Raw genomic sequence first — 18555 nt, 5'->3', positions numbered from 1 at the left:
CCAGTTAACCTTCAACCAGTTAACCTTCAACCAGTTAACCTTCAACCAGTTAACCTTCAACCAGTTAACCCTCAACCAGTTAACCCTCAACCCTATCTCCCCATAGCCTCCAGTTATCCCTACTTCAGGCAAAGCGTATAATCATGTACCATATTTTTGTAAAAAACATATAAATAAATATTGCAAATTTTCCCAAAATAGGTTAACTTATATTACAGAAGCTAACAAAGAGCTAGGAGATCTATAACAATGACTCAAGAGCAAGAATCTAAGTTCGGTTTCACTAACTTTGCTGAAACTTGGAATGGCCGTTTGGCAATGCTTGGTTTCGCCATTGGCTTGGCTACCGAGTTGCTGACTGGTAACGGCATTCTGCAACAACTAGGTCTGATGTAATCGGCCATAAGCACTTGGGCGCACGGTGTGCGCCCCTAGAGTTGATTTGTGTTCTACTCAATATTGGAAGCAATATCGCAAGCGCTATACCTACATTTCTGACAAAGATTGCGATCGCAGTCGCTGAAAGCTTTACAAAATCTAGGGTTTATCCCGATTGAAGCTCAGCAAGAAAAACGACAGTGTGTTATTCGTCAGCGATCGCTTAACCGTTCCTAATAAAATATCTCTCCCCGTTGGAGCAAGATCAAAAGTAAGTTTTCAAAAATCTATATTGGTGAATTGTAACTAATAACAATCAAGCCCTTGGAGCTGACTAAAAATTTTCCTATCTACTTAGTTGTTAATTGCTCAACAATACCCATCACTGCACTGCGGGTTAGTTTAGATTGTCCGAGGGCTAAAACATCAAGGGTGGCATGAGCTAAAGCCAGGGGAATTTGGCAAAAATCTCTGGCTGGACTATTCTTCACTAGAGCATTGGTGTAAGCATCAGCTAAAGAGAGATTTCTCCGAGCATATTTGTGTAGCTCTTCTTCGCCCCAGCCGTTGGGAAAAAAATCCACTTGCCTTGTCAAATCTTCAGAGCGGTTACGTAGAATGTTGACTGCTTGTAAACCCCGACCAAAAGCAACTGCATAACTACGGTTAGTTTGGGTACCATCATACCAAGCCCATAAATCAGAAAGTAACAATCCTACAGAGCCAGCAACGCTATAAGTATAAGCGTCCAAATCCATTTCTGTATTAATTTCCCAACCGCATTCAGCCCAAGCTGCCATTCTATCTGCCATAGCTGCGCTAGCTTCCCAAATGCGAGGTGCAATGGTTTCCGGTGCTAGCATTGCCCATTCACCAATCCGAATGCTTACTTCTGGAAGTGGCTGTTCGTGGTTACTTAAGGCTAAAGATAATTCCGAGGCACTGAATCCATTACCGATACCTTGTAGACCGAAACTAATTTGTCGCAACAGTGAAGCCTTGGTAGAGTTATCAAGCTCAAAATCATCTTCAATTTCGTCAATTGCACGCATACATAAGTATGCAGAAGCAACAGATTCTTGTAACCCTCCTGGTAAACAACTAATTGGAATATAGAAAGTTCGACTAGTTTCTTTGAGAATTCCTAAGGCATCTTTACACAGTTGCATGACTTTACCATTCTCATCGTCGCTTTATATGATATTAATAAATTTTAAACGATAAATACTCATAAATATTGAATTTATATGTATTTGTTGTCAAGAGGACTTACGAAGTTTAGTTGGTTTCGCCCCCCTAACCCCACCCTGACAAGGGTAGGTTTTTAAACATAGGGGCGAGACTGAAATGACTAACAATTCGTGATTCGGAGCAAATTTAGTGTTCGATAAATTTGCTCCGAATCACGACTATTTCTTTTGGATAATGTGAATAACTAATGCAAAAAGTGGCGCATACCGGTGAGCACCATGACTAATCCCAGTTCATCTGCTGCCTGAATGGAGTCTTGATCTCGTAAACTACCACCCGGTTGCACAATTGCCTCAATCCCTGCTTTAGCAGCTGTCCGCACTGAGTCATCGAAGGGGAAGAATCCATCACTAGCAAGGATAGCATTTTTGCTATTTTCCCCAGCCTGTTCTAATGCTATATTGACTGCACCTACCCGATTCATTTGACCCGCACCCACACCTAAGGTTGTGCGATCGCGTGTCACGACAATGGCATTCGATTTAACATGCTTACACACCTTCCAAGCAAATAATAATTCTGCCATTTGGTCAGGAGTAGGTTGCTTTTGGGTCACCACTTGCCAATTCTCAGGATTATCCATGGCATCATCCGCAGCTTGTAGCAGAAACCCCCCTGCAATAGCTTTCACGGTTTGTTTTGCTCCCGCCTGTAAGTCTGATAATAGCAACACCCTTAGCTTCGATTTAGCACTGAGAATTTCTTGAGCTTCTGGTTCACACTCTGGTGCCACTACACATTCTAAGAACGTTTTCTTTAACGCAACAGCTGTAGCAGCATCAATGGGTTTATTTAATGCCACAATTCCACCAAAGGCAGAAATAGAGTCAGCATTGAATGCTTTTTGATAGGCTTCGCAGAGGGTTTCTGCCAAGGCTACCCCACAAGGATTGGTGTGCTTGAGAATTGCTGCGGCTGGAGTGTCAGTAAATTCATTTATGATCCGCCGTGCAGCTTCTAAATCCACCAGGTTGTTGTAACTGAGTTCCTTACCCTGAAGTTTAGTGGCTGCAGCCCAACCTGTGGGAACTGTTCCGGATTGATACCACGATGCCGGTTGATGGGGATTCTCGCCATAGCGTAGAGATTGGCGCTGTTGTCCAGATAAGGTAAATCGTTTTGGTAGGGACACTGGATCTTCGTACCCGATCAGGTAGGATGCGATCGCATGGTCATAAGCAGCGGTATGACCAAAAACCTCTATAGCGCAAGCCTGACGGAATTCGATTGATGGTTGATTTCCATTCTGGCGCAACTCCTCTAAGTAATCCTGATACTGACTAGGATTACACAGCACTGTCAGGTGAGCATAGTTTTTCGCAGCTGCTCTCAGCAGTGTTGGACCACCGATATCGATAGTTTCAATTGCTGTTGCTAAACTCACGTCCGGTTTAGCAACAGTCTGTTCAAATGGATAGAGATTCACCACCACCAAATCAATGGGACGAATCTGGTTTGTCTCCATTTCTGCCACATCTTCGGGCAAATCTCGCCTTCCCAAAATTCCGCCATGAATTCGTGGATGTAGGGTTTTAACCCTGCCACCTAAAATTTCTGGAAAGCCAGTGTAATCAGACACTTTCGTTACCGGCAAACCTTCTGATTGCAAGGCTTTAGCCGTTCCGCCACTGCTGATTAAATCAAATTTAAATTCTTCTACTAGCTGACGGGCAAAGTCGATTAGTCCAGTTTTGTCAGATACACTCAGCAGTGCCAGATTTGCCATTTCAAACAATTTTACAAAAGGTCAACCGAATTCTGAATAATTATCAATTCAGAATGCAGAATTATTCAATCTTACTTCTCGATTATCGATTCTGCACTCTGAATTTTTTTTGTCAAATTATCAAAAGGTTTTTTAGGGTAAATTTAAATAATCCATTGAACTAAGGTAGGAGCTTTAAATTAATTAGCTTACCTACCAATTCCAAAGGAATTATTTATTTTTTTACCCATTCTTGCTAATTACAACGGATGGAAAAGTAGATCCGGGAAAAAGCGGTTAAATTCAATCAAAATTCCAGCCGTAATGGTCATCCAAACAGCCAATAATACTGGTGCTAGGGACAAATACTTAACTAAATCCTGCATGGAACATTCTCCTAAAATCGGTAACTATTTTAAGACATTTTGGCATATCAATATCATGCCCTGTCTATAAAAGCGCGAAAATTTGATTAGCGAGAACGACAGTAGTTTTTAGCTAACTTTTCAGTGCTAAAAGCGTTCCCGCGAGGGAGTCTAAGTATGATGATGGCTAGCGTGGTGAGACAGGAATCTCATCATCTTTAGCAAACATTTCACCAGTGGTGATTTCTTTGAATGCTAATAAAGGCCATGAGGCAGACAATAGCATCTTACTAAATGCCAAGGGGACTTCAATGATGATTTCTTTGTCTTCTGGGTTCTTACCCTTTTGAATCGCTTGTAGATAGCTGCGACCTGCCCAGCCAATCCAGCCAGTGATATAGAGGAAGAGTAAGCTAGGAATGAGGAAGTCACCCATATGGGAGAAACGACCATCCACAATCAAGCGGGGATATCCCTCATCACCACAAAGTGCTTGAGAATACCGCTCAAATCGCTTCGCACCGGAATTGGGGTCAGCTGTAGTATTTACGAACTCAGCCTTCCGGGCTTGAAATGCAGCAGACTCACTACAAGGGGTGAGATGATCCAAAGAAGCAGAGGCTGGGCTGATGGCGCAAAACCACACAGAGACGGCAAAAATTAAAGCTAACAATCGTCGCATAGAAAAGTGTCTCCTTTTGTTAAGAAACAAAAAGTTTTTTGTACAAACCAAAAGATCAAATTATTTGTACACTCAGGCAATCTTACTCTGAGCCGTGTATCTAGTAAAGTTTAATTAACTAAAAGTAGTGTTTCAATAAAGGTCATTGGTGAATGGCTTGTATTTTAGCAATAGAAACCAGTTGTGATGAAACAGCTGTGGCGATTGTTAAAAATCGTAAATGTTGTAGCAATATCGTTACTTCCCAAATTCCTATGCATCGGCAGTATGGCGGTGTGGTGCCAGAGGTAGCATCCCGTAGCCATCTAGAAACCATAAATAATGCGATCGCGCAAGCCCTAGAAGCAGCTCAACTGGACTGGGGCGCAATTGATGGAATTGCTGCTACCTGCGCTCCCGGCTTAGTGGGCTCTCTACTAGTGGGGGTCACAGCTGCCAAAACCCTGGCCATGGTTCACCACAAGCCGTTTCTGGGTGTCCATCATCTAGAAGGTCATATTTACGCCACCTATCTCAGTGAGCCAGAACTAGAACCACCATTTTTGAGTCTGTTGGTGTCTGGGGGTCACACTAGCTTAATTTATGTCAAAACCTGTGGTAGCTATGAAATACTGGGGGCAACCCGTGACGATGCTGCGGGTGAAGCCTTTGATAAGGTAGCACGATTATTAAAGTTAGGCTATCCCGGAGGACCAGCTATAGATAAGTTAGCACGAGAGGGCAACCCTAAAGCCTTTCCCTTGCCAGAGGGTAAGATTTCCCTTGCTAGTGGTGGTTATCATCCCTATGACTCCAGTTTTAGCGGTTTGAAGACAGCGGTGCTACGGCTGGTGCAAAAACTGGAACAGGAACACTCAGAAATTCCAGTGACCGACATTGCTGCCAGCTTTCAGGAAACCGTAGTGCGATCGCTTACCAAGCGTACCATTGCTTGTGCTCTCGACTATGGTCTCGACACGATTACCGTTGGGGGTGGGGTAGCTGCCAATAGTGGATTGAGACAACAGTTACAAGCTAAAGCAACTGAGTATAATTTGCGAGTTATTTTTCCTCCCCTGAAGTTTTGTACCGATAATGCCGCCATGATTGGCTGTGCCGCAACTGACCATTTAAATCAAGGACATACTTCCCCTTTGACTTTGGGAGTGCGATCGCGAATGCCTATCACTAAGGTGATGGAACTTTATTCAGAGGTTCAACCGGTTGAAGGTTTAAGAGGTTGAAGGTTTAAGGTTTAAGAGGTTGAAGGTTGAAGAGGTTGAAGGTTTAAGGTTTAAGGTTTAAGGTTGAACGCGATTGCGTGGCCTTTTGGCCAAGGTTTAAGAGCTTGAACGCGATTGCGTGGCCTTTTGGCCAAGGTTTAATAACCGGCTAACCTTTAACCGGCTAACCTGTAACCAGCTAACCTGTAACCAGCTAACCTTTATAGTTAGTCCAAAAGCACAATCGGGATGACAGGATTTGAACCTGCGACCCCTTCGTCCCGAACGAAGTGCGCTACCAAACTGCGCTACATCCCGATAAAGCCATAATTTAAGATTTAGTCTATTTTATCATGGCTTAGGGGCAATCGGCTCCTACCTTGCTAGGATCAAGATTAAAGTAACGTAACTTAAATTTTTATATATATATAGTTGGAGTATAACCAAGAGTGGTAGTTAAACCAGAATGGTTGCGAGTCAAAGCGCCCCAATGGCAGCGTGTCGGCAATATTAAAGAAACCTTAAGAGATTTAGATCTCAATACTGTCTGTGAAGAAGCCTCTTGTCCCAATATCGGAGAGTGCTTCAATGCTGGTACTGCCACCTTTTTAATTATGGGACCAGCTTGCACCCGTGCTTGTCCCTACTGCGATATTGACTTTGAGAAAAAACCCAAAGCCCTTGACTCCACTGAACCCACACGGCTAGCGGAAGCTGTGCAGCGCATGGGTCTAAATCATGTAGTTATTACCTCTGTTAACCGGGATGATTTACCCGATGGTGGAGCTTCCCAATTTGTACAGTGCATTGAAGCCATTCGCCTGGTCTCACCAGATACCACTATTGAGGTTTTAATCCCAGACTTGTGCGCGAACTGGGATGCTCTCGAAACGATTCTTCAAGCTAAACCCGAAGTCCTCAATCACAATACAGAAACAGTACCTCGACTCTATCGGAAAGTACGGCCTCAAGGGGATTATCAGCGCTCTCTGGAATTACTGTTGAGGACACGAAACTTAGCTCCATCGGTTTACAGCAAATCTGGTATAATGGTAGGTTTAGGAGAAACTGATGCCGAAGTCCGGCAAGTCATGGCAGATTTAAGGCAAGTAGACTGCGACATCTTAACTATTGGTCAGTATCTTCAACCGACTCAAAAACACCTAAAAATTTCTGAATTCATAACCCCTAAACAATTTGATACCTGGAAAGAGTATGGTGAATCCCTCGGTTTCCTACAAGTTGTTTCATCTCCCCTCACCCGTAGTTCCTATCATGCCGAGCAAGTTCGAGAATTAATGCAGCGCTATCCCCGATGAACGGTTCCATGGTTGCAAGAAAATGGAAAGTAACAACTAACAATCATAATGACCAAAATCACTATCATCGGAGCTGGTGTTTGGGGTACAGCCCTCAATAGCCTAGCCTCTAAAAACGGTGATCAGGTTTGTTTGTGGTCCCGTCGGAGTCAGGAAAAATTAGCAGATGCCATAGAATCTAGCAGTATTATCTTGTCTGCTGTTTCCATGTCGGGGGTAAATTCTGTAGCGCAACAGCTAAAGTGTTTATCAGTATCTTCTGACGTGATCTTGGTCACAGCGACTAAGGGGTTAGATTTGCAAACTACCCGTACTCCCTCTCAAATCTGGCAAGCTGAATTTCCCAACAATCCTGTAGTGGTGCTATCGGGTCCCAATCTTTCCAAAGAAATTAAACAAGAACTCCCAGCCGCTACAGTAGTAGCTAGCACAGATGTAAAAGCAACTGAGATACTACAACAGGTGTTTTCTTCCCCAAATTTCCGGGTTTACACCAATCGAGACCCCCTCGGTGTAGAACTAGGGGGTACCCTGAAAAATGTAATGGCGATCGCATCTGGAACCTGTGATGGTTTACAACTAGGAACAAATGCCAAAGCAGCTTTGCTAACCCGTGGACTTACAGAAATGATTCGTATTGGTACAGATTGGGGTGCTAAGGTAGAAACATTTTACGGTTTGTCGGGACTAGGAGATTTACTGGCAACCTGTAGTAGTAGCCTCAGTCGCAATTATCAAGTTGGTTATCAGCTCGCTCAGGGTCATAAACTTTCAGATATTCTGGCCAACTTGGAGGGAACAGCAGAAGGGGTCAACACTACAAAGGTTGTGATTGAACGAGCTAAGCTCAAAAGAATTTCAGTACCCATTACTTATCAAGTCCATCGATTGCTCCAAGGGGAGATTACCCCCCAAGCTGCTGTTGAAGCTCTCATGCTACGAGATACTAAGCCAGAATAATGGTCTGATCGGATGGTCTGATCTCAAGTGCGTTCGCGTAGCGTAGCGGCTCTGTTCGCCTAGCGTGGCCTTTGGCCTTAAGAGTATCGCAACGGTAATCAAAAATTTACGGGCACCAGATAATATCCATTGCTCCGTTACAGCGATTGCTTCCCAGCTGTAAAACTCAGATCACAAAACTGAGACAAAAATTGAGACATTAATTGAGACATTATTGAGACATTTTGGTATTGTCTATCAGGCATCGTGAAAATATAGACTCTTTAGGGACATGGCACTGCTTGAGCTGAAGTGACTGCATCAATAAATTGCAAACTTTAGTAAAGTTTTATAAAGTTTTGTAATGCCATGGCCAATCTGGCAACATAGCTAGGTGGCACTAATATTTGATAACTCTGGTAATTCGGCAATAATTTGGCAATTTTGAACTATGTATATACACTTATTCATAAGTTCGTTGTTTCTTCAAACCCATTCCAGCAAAGGATCTCCGCAAGTAGCTTGGCTATTGCTTAGTCCTGGATATTAGTCCCTGATAGCCCTAAATAAAATTTTTTCTTGAATTAGCGAGAATCTTTCTGGAATCCCCATGATGCGCACTGTAGATTAATACAGCTTTTGACCAAGGTCTCTATTTACCTATAGAGTTACTTCTAAAATAGCTCAAATCAATAGCTGAAATCAGGAAATCCCGTTCCTTTAGCCATCTATAAAGCTTTAGCCCTTACGGGCAAGGTCGGGTGGAGACATCGGGTGAACCGTTAGCTACGGATACTAATAAGGGCTACCAGGGATAACCGGTAAGTCTTGCCGGAAAAAAAATTTTAGTAGCTGTTTCTCCGGTCATCATGGGTGGGAATTCTAGTACTAAGTGTGACAAACACAATTACGTGTTGTCACTGGTTGTAATCGAGAGATCATTATGCCAGCCACTCCTTTCTATGCCGACACAGAATTAGATCACGAGACTTCTGCCTATAGCTTTGAGCTTAATGGCCCAAGGGACGATGGGGAAGGATCAGTGGATGACTTAGTTGATGTGGAGATTGAGGGTGTAGACGCGGCTAGCTTAACCAAAAATAGCACCCGTCGCACCACCGACCTAGTTCGGTTATATCTCCAGGAAATTGGTCGGGTTCGTCTACTGAGGCGAGATGAGGAAGTCTCGGAAGCTCAAAAAGTTCAGCGCTACATGAAACTACTACGGCTGCGCAATAAGTCGGCTATATCTGAGGATAAAGTCATGGAGCGCTTTGTCCACCTGATTGAAACCCATGATCGTCTAGCGTCCCAGTTAGGTCACCGTCCTTCCTTAGAACGGTGGGCAACGGCTGCAGGAATTGACGTTTCTCAACTCAAGCCGAGTATGTCAGCTGGCAAACTGCGTTGGGCAGAGTTAGCTGAACTAACATCCAAAGAGCTAGAGCAGGTACAAGCTGAAGGGCTCCAAGCTAAGGAACACATGATCAAAGCTAACCTACGTCTAGTAGTGTCAGTAGCTAAGAAGTATCAAAACCGTGGCTTGGAACTCCTAGACTTAATTCAGGAAGGAACTCTGGGATTAGAGCGAGCGGTTGAGAAATTTGACCCGACCAAAGGCTACCGATTTAGCACCTATGCTTACTGGTGGATCCGTCAAGGAATCACCCGGGCGATCGCTACCCAAAGCCGTACCATTCGCCTACCAGTTCACATTACTGAGAAGCTCAATAAAATCAAAAAAGCCCAACGGAAGATTTCCCAGGAACGTGGGCGCACAGCAACCATTGACGATATTGCTGTGGAATTAGAAATGACTGCGGCTCAGGTACGAGAAGTATTACTACGAGTACCCCGCTCTGTTTCTTTGGAAATTAAAGTTGGTAAAGAACGAGACACCGAACTAGGAGATTTACTCGAAACTGAGGAAACCTCTCCAGAAGAAGTGTTGATGCGAGAAGCTTTACAACGGGATTTACAGCAACTCCTAGCCGATCTAACCAACCGTGAACGGGATGTGATTCGGATGCGGTTCGGATTGGGAGATAACCAGCCTTACTCTCTCGCTGAGATTGGTCGCGCTTTAGATCTATCTCGGGAGCGGGTACGTCAAATCGAAGCTAAAGCTTTACAAAAGTTGCGGCAACCCAAGCGCCGTAACCGAGTTCGGGATTATCTGGAAGCTTTGAGCTAATCCCTTGGTGACATATTCCCACACTTACCTATTAACTTCTTACCTATTAGGAAAGTGTGGGCTTTTTACTAATCTTATCCTAGCTATCACCCTAGCTATCCCTTGTCCCATGGGTTCTAGTTATTGAAAATTTATTGAATTTATAAACACCTGAGGTTAAATATCTCAGGGAGCACCCCAATATATTTCGTTGTTAGTGGACTTGAGCTGACTTAAAAGTAGGCTACCCGGGCATCAAATCCTTGCGATCGCAATTCATAGGAACGACTTTCCGCTTTACTACGGCTAGAGAAGGCTCCAGCATTAAAATAACCGCCTCGACCGTTATCAGATATATTCTCACGAGTCAGAGTCGTCTGACGTAGCACTTCAAGCAGCACATTATCATTATGAATCGGGATCACCACCACATAGCGATTCTTCTCAGTTTCAGGATTTATATCAATAAGTCCCAATGCTTGCAGGGTTTGTAAATCAGCTGTCCCGGTTGGAAGTAGATTATTATTACGTATCTGAAATTTAAACACTGCATCCTCAGTTTGTGCGCCATATCTCCCATCAACAGGACCGGGATTAAACCCCCGAGATCTCAACGCTTCCTGAAGCCGTGTAACCTCTGAACCGCGATCGCCTCGTCGTAGTTCACTGCTACGGATAGGAGTACCAAATGCTATTGGTTCTTCATTGCTAAAGTCAGCAGGAGGAAGAGGTATCTCCCCAGGCAGGAATCCAAACGGTTGTGATTGAGTAACTAAAGCATTAGATAGTTCTGCTCTAGTTTGTGATCCCACAATCCCATCGGCTCTGAGAGCATAGTCTGTTTGGAATCGAATCACTGCTTGTTCTGTAACTGGACCAAAGTAACCGGTTGGATCGGCATTGAAATACCCCAGTTCTCTTAACTGTCGCTGGACTTCCGTAACCGCTGATCCACGAGACCCTCGTCTGAGTCCAGATTGATTAACATTCCTACGGGATGGTGCTACTCTAGTCTGTGATGGAAAGAGTGCTGCTCTGGTTCGTGGTCCGACGTCCCCATCAGCAGGAAGCCGCTTATCTCGTTGGAACCGAATCACAGCATTTTTAGTAATTGAACCAAAATAGCCAGTTGGTTGCCGATTGAAATACCCGAGTTCTCGCAAACGACGCTGAACCTCTGTTACATCGGCTCCCCTACGACCTTCCCGCAGCACCCTTTGGGCTAGGGCTTCTTCTGCCATCCCCACAATGCTAAGCATGGCAATTAGCAACAGTAAATAAATCTGATGGTGAGTAACTAGCTTATACTCCTTGAGCCACTGAAACAATTTTTGATTGGACTCCGTCAAAAGCGCAGGAGTATCTGCTAGTTCTTCTTCGGTTAAAGCAAGATGAAGATAGGCAAGGGTCTCCATGATTATTCCAAGGAAACTTTTACTGTTAGTCTAACAAATCACAGTAGACCATTGGTAATGTTTCGGACAAGAGAATCTCAGAAATTTTACGTAATCCGATAGTAAAGCATGTAGTTATAGAGCAAGACTCTTACCAAAACAGAGTAATTCTCCTCTTTTACCATAACGCAATAGTTTTAAATCATGACCACTATTCGTCACTGGAGTACGTTGCTCCCCCTCCTAGCTTTAGTTTTGAGCAGTTTAGGGGGAGTAGGGGCTAGGGCTACCGTAATTCCCAGCACCAATTCCGCCAACAGCATACCCTCGGCAAAACCAACCCAAGCCCAGACTCAAGGAAAATTTCAACTGGCTCAGGGATTTATGGGTGAATGTCGCGCCGCTGCTGAATCAATGTTTATCTACAAACAGCGATCAACCTCTAACCCAATGATTGCCTTAGAGCCTGATGAAATAGTTATTCTGGCCGAAGACAAGGTTAGCAAAGATGGTTGGATCGCGATCAACTCCCCCATTCCTGGATTTGTCCAAGCCAAATATCTGAAGCGCTGTGGGGAAGGAGGAGTACGCCCTAATCGAGCACAATCTCTCTGCCGCCAAGCTGCTAAGTCAATGTTTATCTACAAACAGCCATCAATCGAACCAATCAGAACCTTAGAGCCTAATGAAGAAGTTATTCTGGCTGGAAACAACCCTAGTAAAAATGGTTGGATCGCGATCAACTCCCCCATGCCTGGATTTGTCCGAGCTAAAGATCTCAAGTTCTGTCAGCAGACAGTAAGAGTAAGCACTAATCAAAGACAATCTCTCTGTCGCGAAGTTATATATAAAGGTAATGATGGTATAGCTGTCCGTAGACGACCGGATATTAACTCTTCCCGACTGGGTCTTGTCTCCAATGGAGTTAAGGTAACACTGGTCAACCGTCCCCCTCAAGAGCAATTTTTCCTGGACTTCCAAAGGCGCGAGTGGGCAAGAATAACCTATCCTGTTAATGGATGGATGTCTAACGGGTTTCCTGATACGGGTGAGCAGAATCTTGTGGTTTGTTCCAATTAGCCCATCACAATAATTAGCAAGTTGTTAATTACTTATCATAGGATTTTCGTTGGGTGCATCTCACTGTCTTGATGCCGTCGCTCATGGGGTGGCCTCCTTTTACCAAGCTACTTCGCTGCATCGCTTTTGCAAAAATACGACCATTGAAGGCTAATATCATTTCAGGATAATATTTAGCCATCTCTCCATGTCCCCGCGCCCCAGCCCCTGAGTTATAGATTTACAACAAAAAGATACATGCCTTTCGTTTATACCAAGTCAGCCTGATGTAACAAGGCACCAAGTAAGCCAGCCATAGCAGTAATTCCTATAGCAATCATTGGGTGTTGACCTTGGCTGACAGCAAAGGAGGTGACGATCCCTGCACCCAAAGCAGCAGTAACAGCAGCACCCAAAAGATCTTTATTTGTATTTTTGTTGTACATAAACCTGTTAGCCAGAAATTCAGTTAGGTAGAAATCTAACTTTTTTGATGGTGTTAAAAGTTAGTTTCATAACCCTATCATTATCAATTCTGGCCTTGAAGCTAGATCGGCAATATTGCAATCAAGATTAATATTTAGCTATTTTTCTTAACAAAAAGAAGACTTGTTAAGTATTGAGTGTTGAGTGTTGACTGTTGCTCCAAACTATTAATCTATTGATTAGTCTATTTTTTTGACATTACCTGCTTTAACCCAAGCCTTTTGGTCACTACCAGGCACGCGAACTCTCTGCCATCGCTTATCATCACTGTATCCGAGGATGATCAGGGTCTGATTGTAGCCAATACCACCAATGCGTTTAGCGTTCAGGCTAGGGGAGTCCCGAAGAATCAACCCCTGTGGCCAGGTAACACTGGCTCGGTAAGCACCCGGTTCTAGTTTTGGTAAAGGACTAGGACTAGGAATGGGTTTGGGAGTAGTTGCTGGTTTAGACTGCCCAGATGAACTGGTCGGTTGGGCCTTTGGTGACGGGGACTTATTGGGTCGCTCCTCAGCAAAGACGGGTTTTTCAGGCTCAACTGCTAGTTTAGTAAAGAAGTAATACACTGTACCAACAGCAGCACCTGTTAAGATGGCAATGCCGAGAATAAAACCAATGATAAACTGAGCTATCTTGGAAAGATTCATGGGAAGATTTAAATATAAAGGTTGAACGCGATTGCGTGGCCTTTTGGCCAAGGTTAACAGGTTGAATTTGGAGGTTGAAAGTTAACAGGTTGAAGGTTGAAGGTTAACAGGTTGAAGGTTAACAGGTTGTTAGGGTGTTATACCAAAAGTTAATGATAAAATTCTAAATTAATCTAGTTGACATTAATCTAGTTGACATTAATCTATAGCGTCGATCATACTTATGAGGTCAAGTCAATTTTCTTAAGGCGACTCCCGACTCCCATTAACTCAGGATGAAGTCTCTCACCTAATTGAGAACTGCTATATATGATTACTTACTGGGATTACTTACTACAACAGTTGGCGCTGAATGCGATCATGTGAAGTACCCCAACCTGCTTTGCTGAGGTTGGGGCTTCCAATTCTCAGGTCAATTCAGGGACGGTCTTATTCGTCAAATGGGCTTCCCGCTTCATCCGCCAATGCCTCAACCAGAGAACTGGAATTGGTCTTACTCGGCGTCCACAGGCAGACATCCGCCTTCCGCAGACGTATAGTTTTTTTCGACAGACTCACCTTGGAATTACGACTATATGGTCAACCAGCCGGGGCTTGTCTCTTCCCTGATCTCTGCTAGTACTTTGTACACCTAATGGTCTAAAAACTTATAGGATATTAGACTGCTTGCAAGGTAGCCTTTTAGTCAGTCAGGCGGGTCAGCAACCAACTTTATTCTATCAGGAATTATCGTAAGTTGTCGTCTCGCTATCCAGATGGATAGCGAATTGTTGTTAAAGGGCTATTGCGAGAAGCCATGCGAGCTTTTCCGGCAGCTGCCCAATCCTGTAAAAATTGGATTTGCTCTTGGGCTGTCCGTGCTAAGGGGATAATTTGACTAGCGGCTTCGAGAATATCATCTGTGGTGAAGTCTCGGTTTTGGCTAAAGCCGATGTGCATGGCTTCGATCAGGGTCTGCTCAATTTCTGCCCCAGAAAAATCAGGGGTTTCGTAGGCTAATCGGTCTAAAGCATAACTCTTGAGATTATGAGGTCGCAGCCGGGATAGGTGTAGATCGAAAATAGCACGACGTTCTTCCTGGTTGGGCAAACCAACAAAAAAGATTTCGTCAAATCGACCCTTGCGAAGCATTTCTGGGGGTAAGGCTTGGATATTGTTGGCGGTAGCGACCACAAATACTGGGGATTTTTTCTCCGCTAACCAGCTAATAAAGGTACCAAAGACACGACTGGTTGTGCCTGCATCCCCTTTAGAGGATAGACCAGAGAAGGCTTTGTCAATTTCATCAATCCAGAGGATGCAGGGAGCGAGAGCTTCGGCTAGCTGAATCATCTGCCGAGTACGGGATTCTGATTCCCCTACTAAGCCACCAAATAGACGACCGACATCTAAACGTAGCAGGGGTAGGTGCCAGTGGTTTGCGATCGCTTTTGCAGTTAACGATTTCCCAGTTCCTTGAATCCCCACTAAGAGTAAACCACGAGGATGAGGTAACCCGTATTGTCGCGCCTGTTCTGTAAATGCTCCACCCCGTCGCAGTAGCCAGTCTTTGAGGTTGTCTAAGCCACCGATGTCGGAAATTTTTTCTTGGGTTGGGTAGAACTCTAGGATCTGGGTTTGCCTAATGGATTGGCGCTTTTCTTCTAAAATCAGTTCTACATCTGAAGGTTGGATGGCATTATTAGAGGCAATCCCACGAGCTAAGACCCGACGAATTCTTTCTAAGGAAAGACCAAGAGCCGAGCGCACCAGCTCATCAATGATTTTCTCAGTCAGATTTTGACCCGTTGCCCCCAACAAACGTTTCACCTCAGCTTTAATTTCCGATGCCGTTGGTAAGGGGAATTCCACCACTGTCAGCACTTCGGTTAAATCCGAGGGGACGGACAGTTGGGGGGTAACGATAACTATATTCTTAGGCTGGGATTTGAGGGTACGTGCCAGATTTCTGAGTTTACGAGCAACTGATACATCTTCTAAGAATCGGTGAAAATCTCTTAATACAAAGATGGCAGCAGCACTTTCGCCAATTTTATCTACAAATTCTAAAGCTTGTAAGGGATTGCGGCGTCCAAAGCCGATATCATTAGGATTTCCTTGGTAACCATCCACAAAATCCCAGATATAGACACCACGATTACCCAAACGTTTAGCGGATTGCTTGATCGCTGTTTCTACTCGCTCTTCTTCTAGAGTGGGAATATATAACAAAGGGTAGCGAGCACGTAGCAGAAGCTCAAACTCGTCATTGAAATTCATATAGCAAAGGCAACAGGGAACAGGGAATAGGGAACAGGGAGCAGGGAATATGGTGTCAAAAATTCTGACAATTCCTAAACGGATTCCTATATAAGAGCCAATTACTCAAAAATTTAATGCTATAAAGAAATATTTAAACCCTAAACATAGCATTTTTATTTCCAAGAAACTTGGATAACGGCTCTGCTGCTAGTAACTCCCTGACCAATTTCCCCTTCAGCATTATACTACCAGGCAACTCACTATCCAGGAAGTTTTCTCTTCAGGGATTCCAGAGCGCCCCAACGTTGATCCCGTAGTTGATCCCGTAACTCTGCTTCACTGTTATCGTTAATCTGGATACCTATACATTCTTGGTCACACAGCTGCCGTGGCGGAATTGCCAGACATAGTTGTTCGTATAACCAAGTGTCTGGATAAAAATACCCCTGAGCTGGAAGGGTTTCTTGTAAATCATCCCAGGTTATCTCCTCCTCTAGGGATTCATCCGACAGTTGGTCAGCTGAGGAAGCTAACCAAACTAATTCGGATGTATCGATGCTTAAGCGGTGGTTGTACTGTTTTAAGCAGCGGTGACAAGTCAAGGTAATGATCGTTTCTGCTTGAGCACAGACCTCCAGGTAATTTCCTTGATGAGCCACTTGCACTTGACCTCGAACTGGGGTCAGTGTCTGTAAATCCACCAAGAATTTATTGACCGGAGTTACTTCTCTTTGCTCTGGTAATTTGAGCAACTCAGGAATATAGATAGCCTCCATAATGCTTATCCTTTGCAGTTGACTGTTAAGCGTTGATGGTTAACCTTGAGCTTCTCAAACACTCAGCAAAAAGCGACCATTTATAGACTTATATAGTGATATAGACTTAATGCATTATGTTAGTCAGGTGATGGGAAGAATCCCAAGTCCAATCAGCAGTGAGAGAATGAAAACTCTTAATCTGTCAATACCTGCGACGCACCACCAGTCGTCGGTCTGGCTCTTGCCCTCGACTAAGAGTTTCTAAATCCTCAAAAGCCTTGAATAGGGTATGGACTTGACGCCGCTCTGCTGCCGATAGGGATTTCAATTCAAATTCTTTCCCGGTCTGACGGACTTTCATAGCAGCGTGTTCAGCGATCGCTTGAAGTTCCACTTGCCGTCTGGCTCGATAGCTATCGATATCGATGACGTAAACGGCTTGTTCCTCCTCTTCATGACCCAAGTTAAGGAGCGAATTTGCTAAGTACTGGATAGAATCGATAACTTCCCCTTCCCGACCAATTAAAGTTTGAGTGTCTTTCGAGGTCAGTTGACTATTATCGATTGTCAACCAGTAGCTGGGTCGCTCTCCTAGGGGAGCGTCACCATCAGCTACCTCTATACTGGCGGGCAATCGAGATAATCGCAGGAGTTCTTCTAACCACTCTTTACCACGCTCCTGATGTTGATTTACCATACTAAACTAACTTGATGCCTTTTTCTTTGAACGCTTGGGCTCAAAAGGCAATGCCTCTCGACCCTCTCCAGACTTAGCTGCTTGTTTTTTTGCCTCTTTTTCCTGCTGCTCAACTATTTCTTGCAAATTCTCTGGCAGAGGTTCTTTCGATAGAATGAAAGTCTGGATAGTTTGAAATATATTAGCTACAACAATATACATCAATACCCCAGCTGGTAGGGGAAAGAATAAGAACATCCCAGAAAACAATACTGGAGTAATCTGATTAACTACCTTTTGCTGGTCACCGGCTTGCCCTGCACCTGCACCTGAACCAGACAACAGCTGGTTGACGTACAAACTGATCCCAAAGAATAGAATCATCCCTACGATATCCCAGTGGATAGTGCCATCGTCATCAAAAGCACCCACTCTTCCTAAAGCATCTATAAATAGAAAGCCTTTGTTAGCAGCTATTCCCGTTAAGGTTCCCTGAAGCTTTACCTCTCCAGGCATCAGGGCTTCTAGTGTCCCATCTTCAAGAATACGTAAGCGGTCCTCTCCGTTGACTATTTGCCAAGTGGGACTGATATCGGTTTCTGGATGCTGAGCAATTAGTTGGTTTAAAGGTTGACCTTCAACAGTTTGAAACTCTACTTTGGTTTTTTCCCCAACTACCAGCTTATTTCCTGCTGGAAGTAGGGCGATGACTGGTTCATGTAAGCCATCGGTAATGTAAATATTTTGGGGTTTGGTGGTAAAGACTTTAGGCTGGATATATTCCAGCTGTTCTTGGGGAAAAATTTGTAAGTTGACGTCGTAGTTAATGTTTGTAAAGGGTGATCCCCGCAAGGTCGCAAATAGGGCAAACAGAACCGGCATTTGTACCAACAGTGGCAAACAACCGGCTAGGGGGTTGCCAAACTCTTGGAACAGCTTACTCATTTCTTCCTGCTGTTTAGCCGGGTCATCCTTGTAGCGCTCTTTTATTTCTTCTTGCCGCTTCTTCATCAAGGGTTGGGTGACTTTCATGCGCCTCATGTTGCGAATGGAGCCAGCATTAAGAGGGAAGAGGGCAAACCGAATCACCAGGGTCAAGGCTATTATGGCTAAACCATAGCTAGGCACAATCCCGTAAAAGAAATCCAGGATTGGCAGCATGATGTTGTTGGAGATAAATCCGATACCAAAGTCCATTCGTTTGACGTTAACCTAGGCGCTATTGTAAAGTTTTCTGTGTCTAATGTAACTAATCTCCGTCCCTATGCGGTTCGGGTTTC

Annotated in this window: 17 protein-coding genes and 1 tRNA gene; 6 read left to right on the top strand and 12 right to left on the bottom strand. The window is 44.2% G+C overall.

Annotated features, from left to right (window positions below; translation table 11 throughout):
* Positions 1-249: 249 nt before the first annotated feature.
* Positions 250-396 carry a chlorophyll a/b-binding protein gene (locus tag AC4II3_RS02700; RefSeq protein ID WP_070394076.1) on the top strand — a complete coding sequence of 49 codons (147 nt, stop codon included), beginning with the start codon at positions 250-252 and terminating at the stop codon, positions 394-396.
* Positions 397-728: 332 nt separating this feature from the next.
* Here the strand turns inward: AC4II3_RS02700 and AC4II3_RS02695 are convergent, their stop codons facing one another.
* The 4 genes from AC4II3_RS02695 to AC4II3_RS02680 all read right to left on the bottom strand — a co-directional run bounded on the left by AC4II3_RS02695 (position 729) and on the right by AC4II3_RS02680 (position 4381).
* The gene (locus tag AC4II3_RS02695) at positions 729-1547 is read right to left on the bottom strand and encodes a squalene/phytoene synthase family protein (protein WP_488007016.1); all 819 of its coding nucleotides are present in this window, start codon (positions 1545-1547) and stop codon (positions 729-731) included.
* 266 nt (positions 1548-1813) lie between these two features.
* Positions 1814-3355 (bottom strand): bifunctional phosphoribosylaminoimidazolecarboxamide formyltransferase/IMP cyclohydrolase, encoded by a 1542-nt coding sequence (purH, locus tag AC4II3_RS02690; RefSeq protein ID WP_488007018.1) that lies wholly within the window; start codon positions 3353-3355, stop codon positions 1814-1816.
* A gap of 239 nt (positions 3356-3594) precedes the next feature.
* Positions 3595-3720, bottom strand: coding sequence for a photosystem I reaction center subunit IX (gene psaJ / locus AC4II3_RS02685; RefSeq protein WP_070394080.1), 126 nt, complete (start codon positions 3718-3720; stop codon positions 3595-3597).
* Between the two features lie 166 nt (positions 3721-3886).
* On the bottom strand, positions 3887-4381 hold the full coding sequence (locus tag AC4II3_RS02680; RefSeq protein WP_488007020.1) for a Photosystem I reaction center subunit III: 495 nt from the start codon (positions 4379-4381) through the stop codon (positions 3887-3889).
* A gap of 152 nt (positions 4382-4533) precedes the next feature.
* Here AC4II3_RS02680 and tsaD point away from each other — a divergent pair, with 152 nt between their 5' ends.
* Positions 4534-5604 (top strand): tRNA (adenosine(37)-N6)-threonylcarbamoyltransferase complex transferase subunit TsaD, encoded by a 1071-nt coding sequence (gene tsaD, locus AC4II3_RS02675; RefSeq protein WP_488007022.1) that lies wholly within the window; start codon positions 4534-4536, stop codon positions 5602-5604.
* Between the two features lie 223 nt (positions 5605-5827).
* Here tsaD and AC4II3_RS02670 read toward each other — a convergent pair.
* Positions 5828-5901 (bottom strand) — tRNA-Pro (locus AC4II3_RS02670).
* Between the two features lie 131 nt (positions 5902-6032).
* Here AC4II3_RS02670 and lipA point away from each other — a divergent pair.
* The 3 genes from lipA (at position 6033) to sigC (ending at position 10035) form a co-directional block, all read left to right on the top strand.
* Positions 6033-6902, top strand: a complete 870-nt coding sequence (gene lipA / locus AC4II3_RS02665; protein ID WP_488007024.1) for a lipoyl synthase — start codon at positions 6033-6035, stop codon at positions 6900-6902.
* Between the two features lie 48 nt (positions 6903-6950).
* Positions 6951-7862, top strand: coding sequence for an NAD(P)H-dependent glycerol-3-phosphate dehydrogenase (locus AC4II3_RS02660; RefSeq protein ID WP_488007026.1), 912 nt, complete (start codon positions 6951-6953; stop codon positions 7860-7862).
* A gap of 922 nt (positions 7863-8784) precedes the next feature.
* On the top strand, positions 8785-10035 hold the full coding sequence (sigC, locus tag AC4II3_RS02655) for an RNA polymerase sigma factor SigC (RefSeq protein WP_070394085.1): 1251 nt from the start codon (positions 8785-8787) through the stop codon (positions 10033-10035).
* Positions 10036-10247: 212 nt separating this feature from the next.
* On the opposite strand, the gene AC4II3_RS02650 is transcribed toward sigC, so the two are convergent.
* On the bottom strand, positions 10248-11429 hold the full coding sequence (locus tag AC4II3_RS02650; RefSeq protein ID WP_488007028.1) for a peptidoglycan-binding domain-containing protein: 1182 nt from the start codon (positions 11427-11429) through the stop codon (positions 10248-10250).
* Between the two features lie 183 nt (positions 11430-11612).
* Between AC4II3_RS02650 and AC4II3_RS02645 the strand changes: the two genes are divergently transcribed.
* Positions 11613-12488 carry a hypothetical protein gene (locus AC4II3_RS02645; RefSeq protein ID WP_488007030.1) on the top strand — a complete coding sequence of 292 codons (876 nt, stop codon included), beginning with the start codon at positions 11613-11615 and terminating at the stop codon, positions 12486-12488.
* Between the two features lie 248 nt (positions 12489-12736).
* On the opposite strand, the gene AC4II3_RS02640 is transcribed toward AC4II3_RS02645, so the two are convergent.
* The 6 genes from AC4II3_RS02640 to yidC form a co-directional block, all read right to left on the bottom strand.
* The gene (locus AC4II3_RS02640; RefSeq protein ID WP_488007032.1) at positions 12737-12913 is read right to left on the bottom strand and encodes a hypothetical protein; all 177 of its coding nucleotides are present in this window, start codon (positions 12911-12913) and stop codon (positions 12737-12739) included.
* Between the two features lie 219 nt (positions 12914-13132).
* A complete protein-coding gene (locus AC4II3_RS02635) occupies positions 13133-13600 on the bottom strand; it encodes an SH3 domain-containing protein (protein WP_488007034.1) in 468 nt (155 codons plus the stop codon).
* Between the two features lie 747 nt (positions 13601-14347).
* Complete coding sequence (locus tag AC4II3_RS02630) at positions 14348-15859, bottom strand: AAA family ATPase (protein ID WP_488007036.1); 1512 nt, start codon at positions 15857-15859, stop codon at positions 14348-14350.
* Between the two features lie 242 nt (positions 15860-16101).
* Complete coding sequence (locus AC4II3_RS02625) at positions 16102-16617, bottom strand: YceD family protein (RefSeq protein WP_488007038.1); 516 nt, start codon at positions 16615-16617, stop codon at positions 16102-16104.
* Positions 16618-16801: 184 nt separating this feature from the next.
* Positions 16802-17296, bottom strand: coding sequence for a Jag family protein (locus tag AC4II3_RS02620; protein WP_070394091.1), 495 nt, complete (start codon positions 17294-17296; stop codon positions 16802-16804).
* 6 nt (positions 17297-17302) lie between these two features.
* Positions 17303-18472, bottom strand: a complete 1170-nt coding sequence (yidC, locus tag AC4II3_RS02615) for a membrane protein insertase YidC (RefSeq protein WP_488007040.1) — start codon at positions 18470-18472, stop codon at positions 17303-17305.
* Positions 18473-18555: the final 83 nt, after the last annotated feature.

The sequence above is a fragment of the Moorena sp. genome (genome assembly GCF_982860115.1).
This window is presented reverse-complemented; position numbering and strand designations above follow the sequence as displayed.

Excerpts from the sequence above, each read along its gene's own strand:
- AC4II3_RS02700 (WP_070394076.1), top strand. The coding sequence starts at position 250 with ATGACTCAAGAGCAAGAATCTAAGTTCGGTTTCACTAACTTTGCTGAA.
- AC4II3_RS02695 (WP_488007016.1), bottom strand. The coding sequence starts at position 1,547 with ATGCAACTGTGTAAAGATGCCTTAGGAATTCTCAAAGAAACTAGTCGA.
- purH (WP_488007018.1), bottom strand. The coding sequence starts at position 3,355 with ATGGCAAATCTGGCACTGCTGAGTGTATCTGACAAAACTGGACTAATC.
- psaJ (WP_070394080.1), bottom strand. The coding sequence starts at position 3,720 with ATGCAGGATTTAGTTAAGTATTTGTCCCTAGCACCAGTATTATTGGCT.
- AC4II3_RS02680 (WP_488007020.1), bottom strand. The coding sequence starts at position 4,381 with ATGCGACGATTGTTAGCTTTAATTTTTGCCGTCTCTGTGTGGTTTTGC.
- tsaD (WP_488007022.1), top strand. The coding sequence starts at position 4,534 with ATGGCTTGTATTTTAGCAATAGAAACCAGTTGTGATGAAACAGCTGTG.
- AC4II3_RS02660 (WP_488007026.1), top strand. The coding sequence starts at position 6,951 with ATGACCAAAATCACTATCATCGGAGCTGGTGTTTGGGGTACAGCCCTC.
- sigC (WP_070394085.1), top strand. The coding sequence starts at position 8,785 with ATGCCAGCCACTCCTTTCTATGCCGACACAGAATTAGATCACGAGACT.
- AC4II3_RS02650 (WP_488007028.1), bottom strand. The coding sequence starts at position 11,429 with ATGGAGACCCTTGCCTATCTTCATCTTGCTTTAACCGAAGAAGAACTA.
- AC4II3_RS02645 (WP_488007030.1), top strand. The coding sequence starts at position 11,613 with ATGACCACTATTCGTCACTGGAGTACGTTGCTCCCCCTCCTAGCTTTA.
- AC4II3_RS02640 (WP_488007032.1), bottom strand. The coding sequence starts at position 12,913 with ATGTACAACAAAAATACAAATAAAGATCTTTTGGGTGCTGCTGTTACT.
- AC4II3_RS02635 (WP_488007034.1), bottom strand. The coding sequence starts at position 13,600 with ATGAATCTTTCCAAGATAGCTCAGTTTATCATTGGTTTTATTCTCGGC.
- AC4II3_RS02630 (WP_488007036.1), bottom strand. The coding sequence starts at position 15,859 with ATGAATTTCAATGACGAGTTTGAGCTTCTGCTACGTGCTCGCTACCCT.
- AC4II3_RS02625 (WP_488007038.1), bottom strand. The coding sequence starts at position 16,617 with ATGGAGGCTATCTATATTCCTGAGTTGCTCAAATTACCAGAGCAAAGA.
- AC4II3_RS02620 (WP_070394091.1), bottom strand. The coding sequence starts at position 17,296 with ATGGTAAATCAACATCAGGAGCGTGGTAAAGAGTGGTTAGAAGAACTC.
- yidC (WP_488007040.1), bottom strand. The coding sequence starts at position 18,472 with ATGGACTTTGGTATCGGATTTATCTCCAACAACATCATGCTGCCAATC.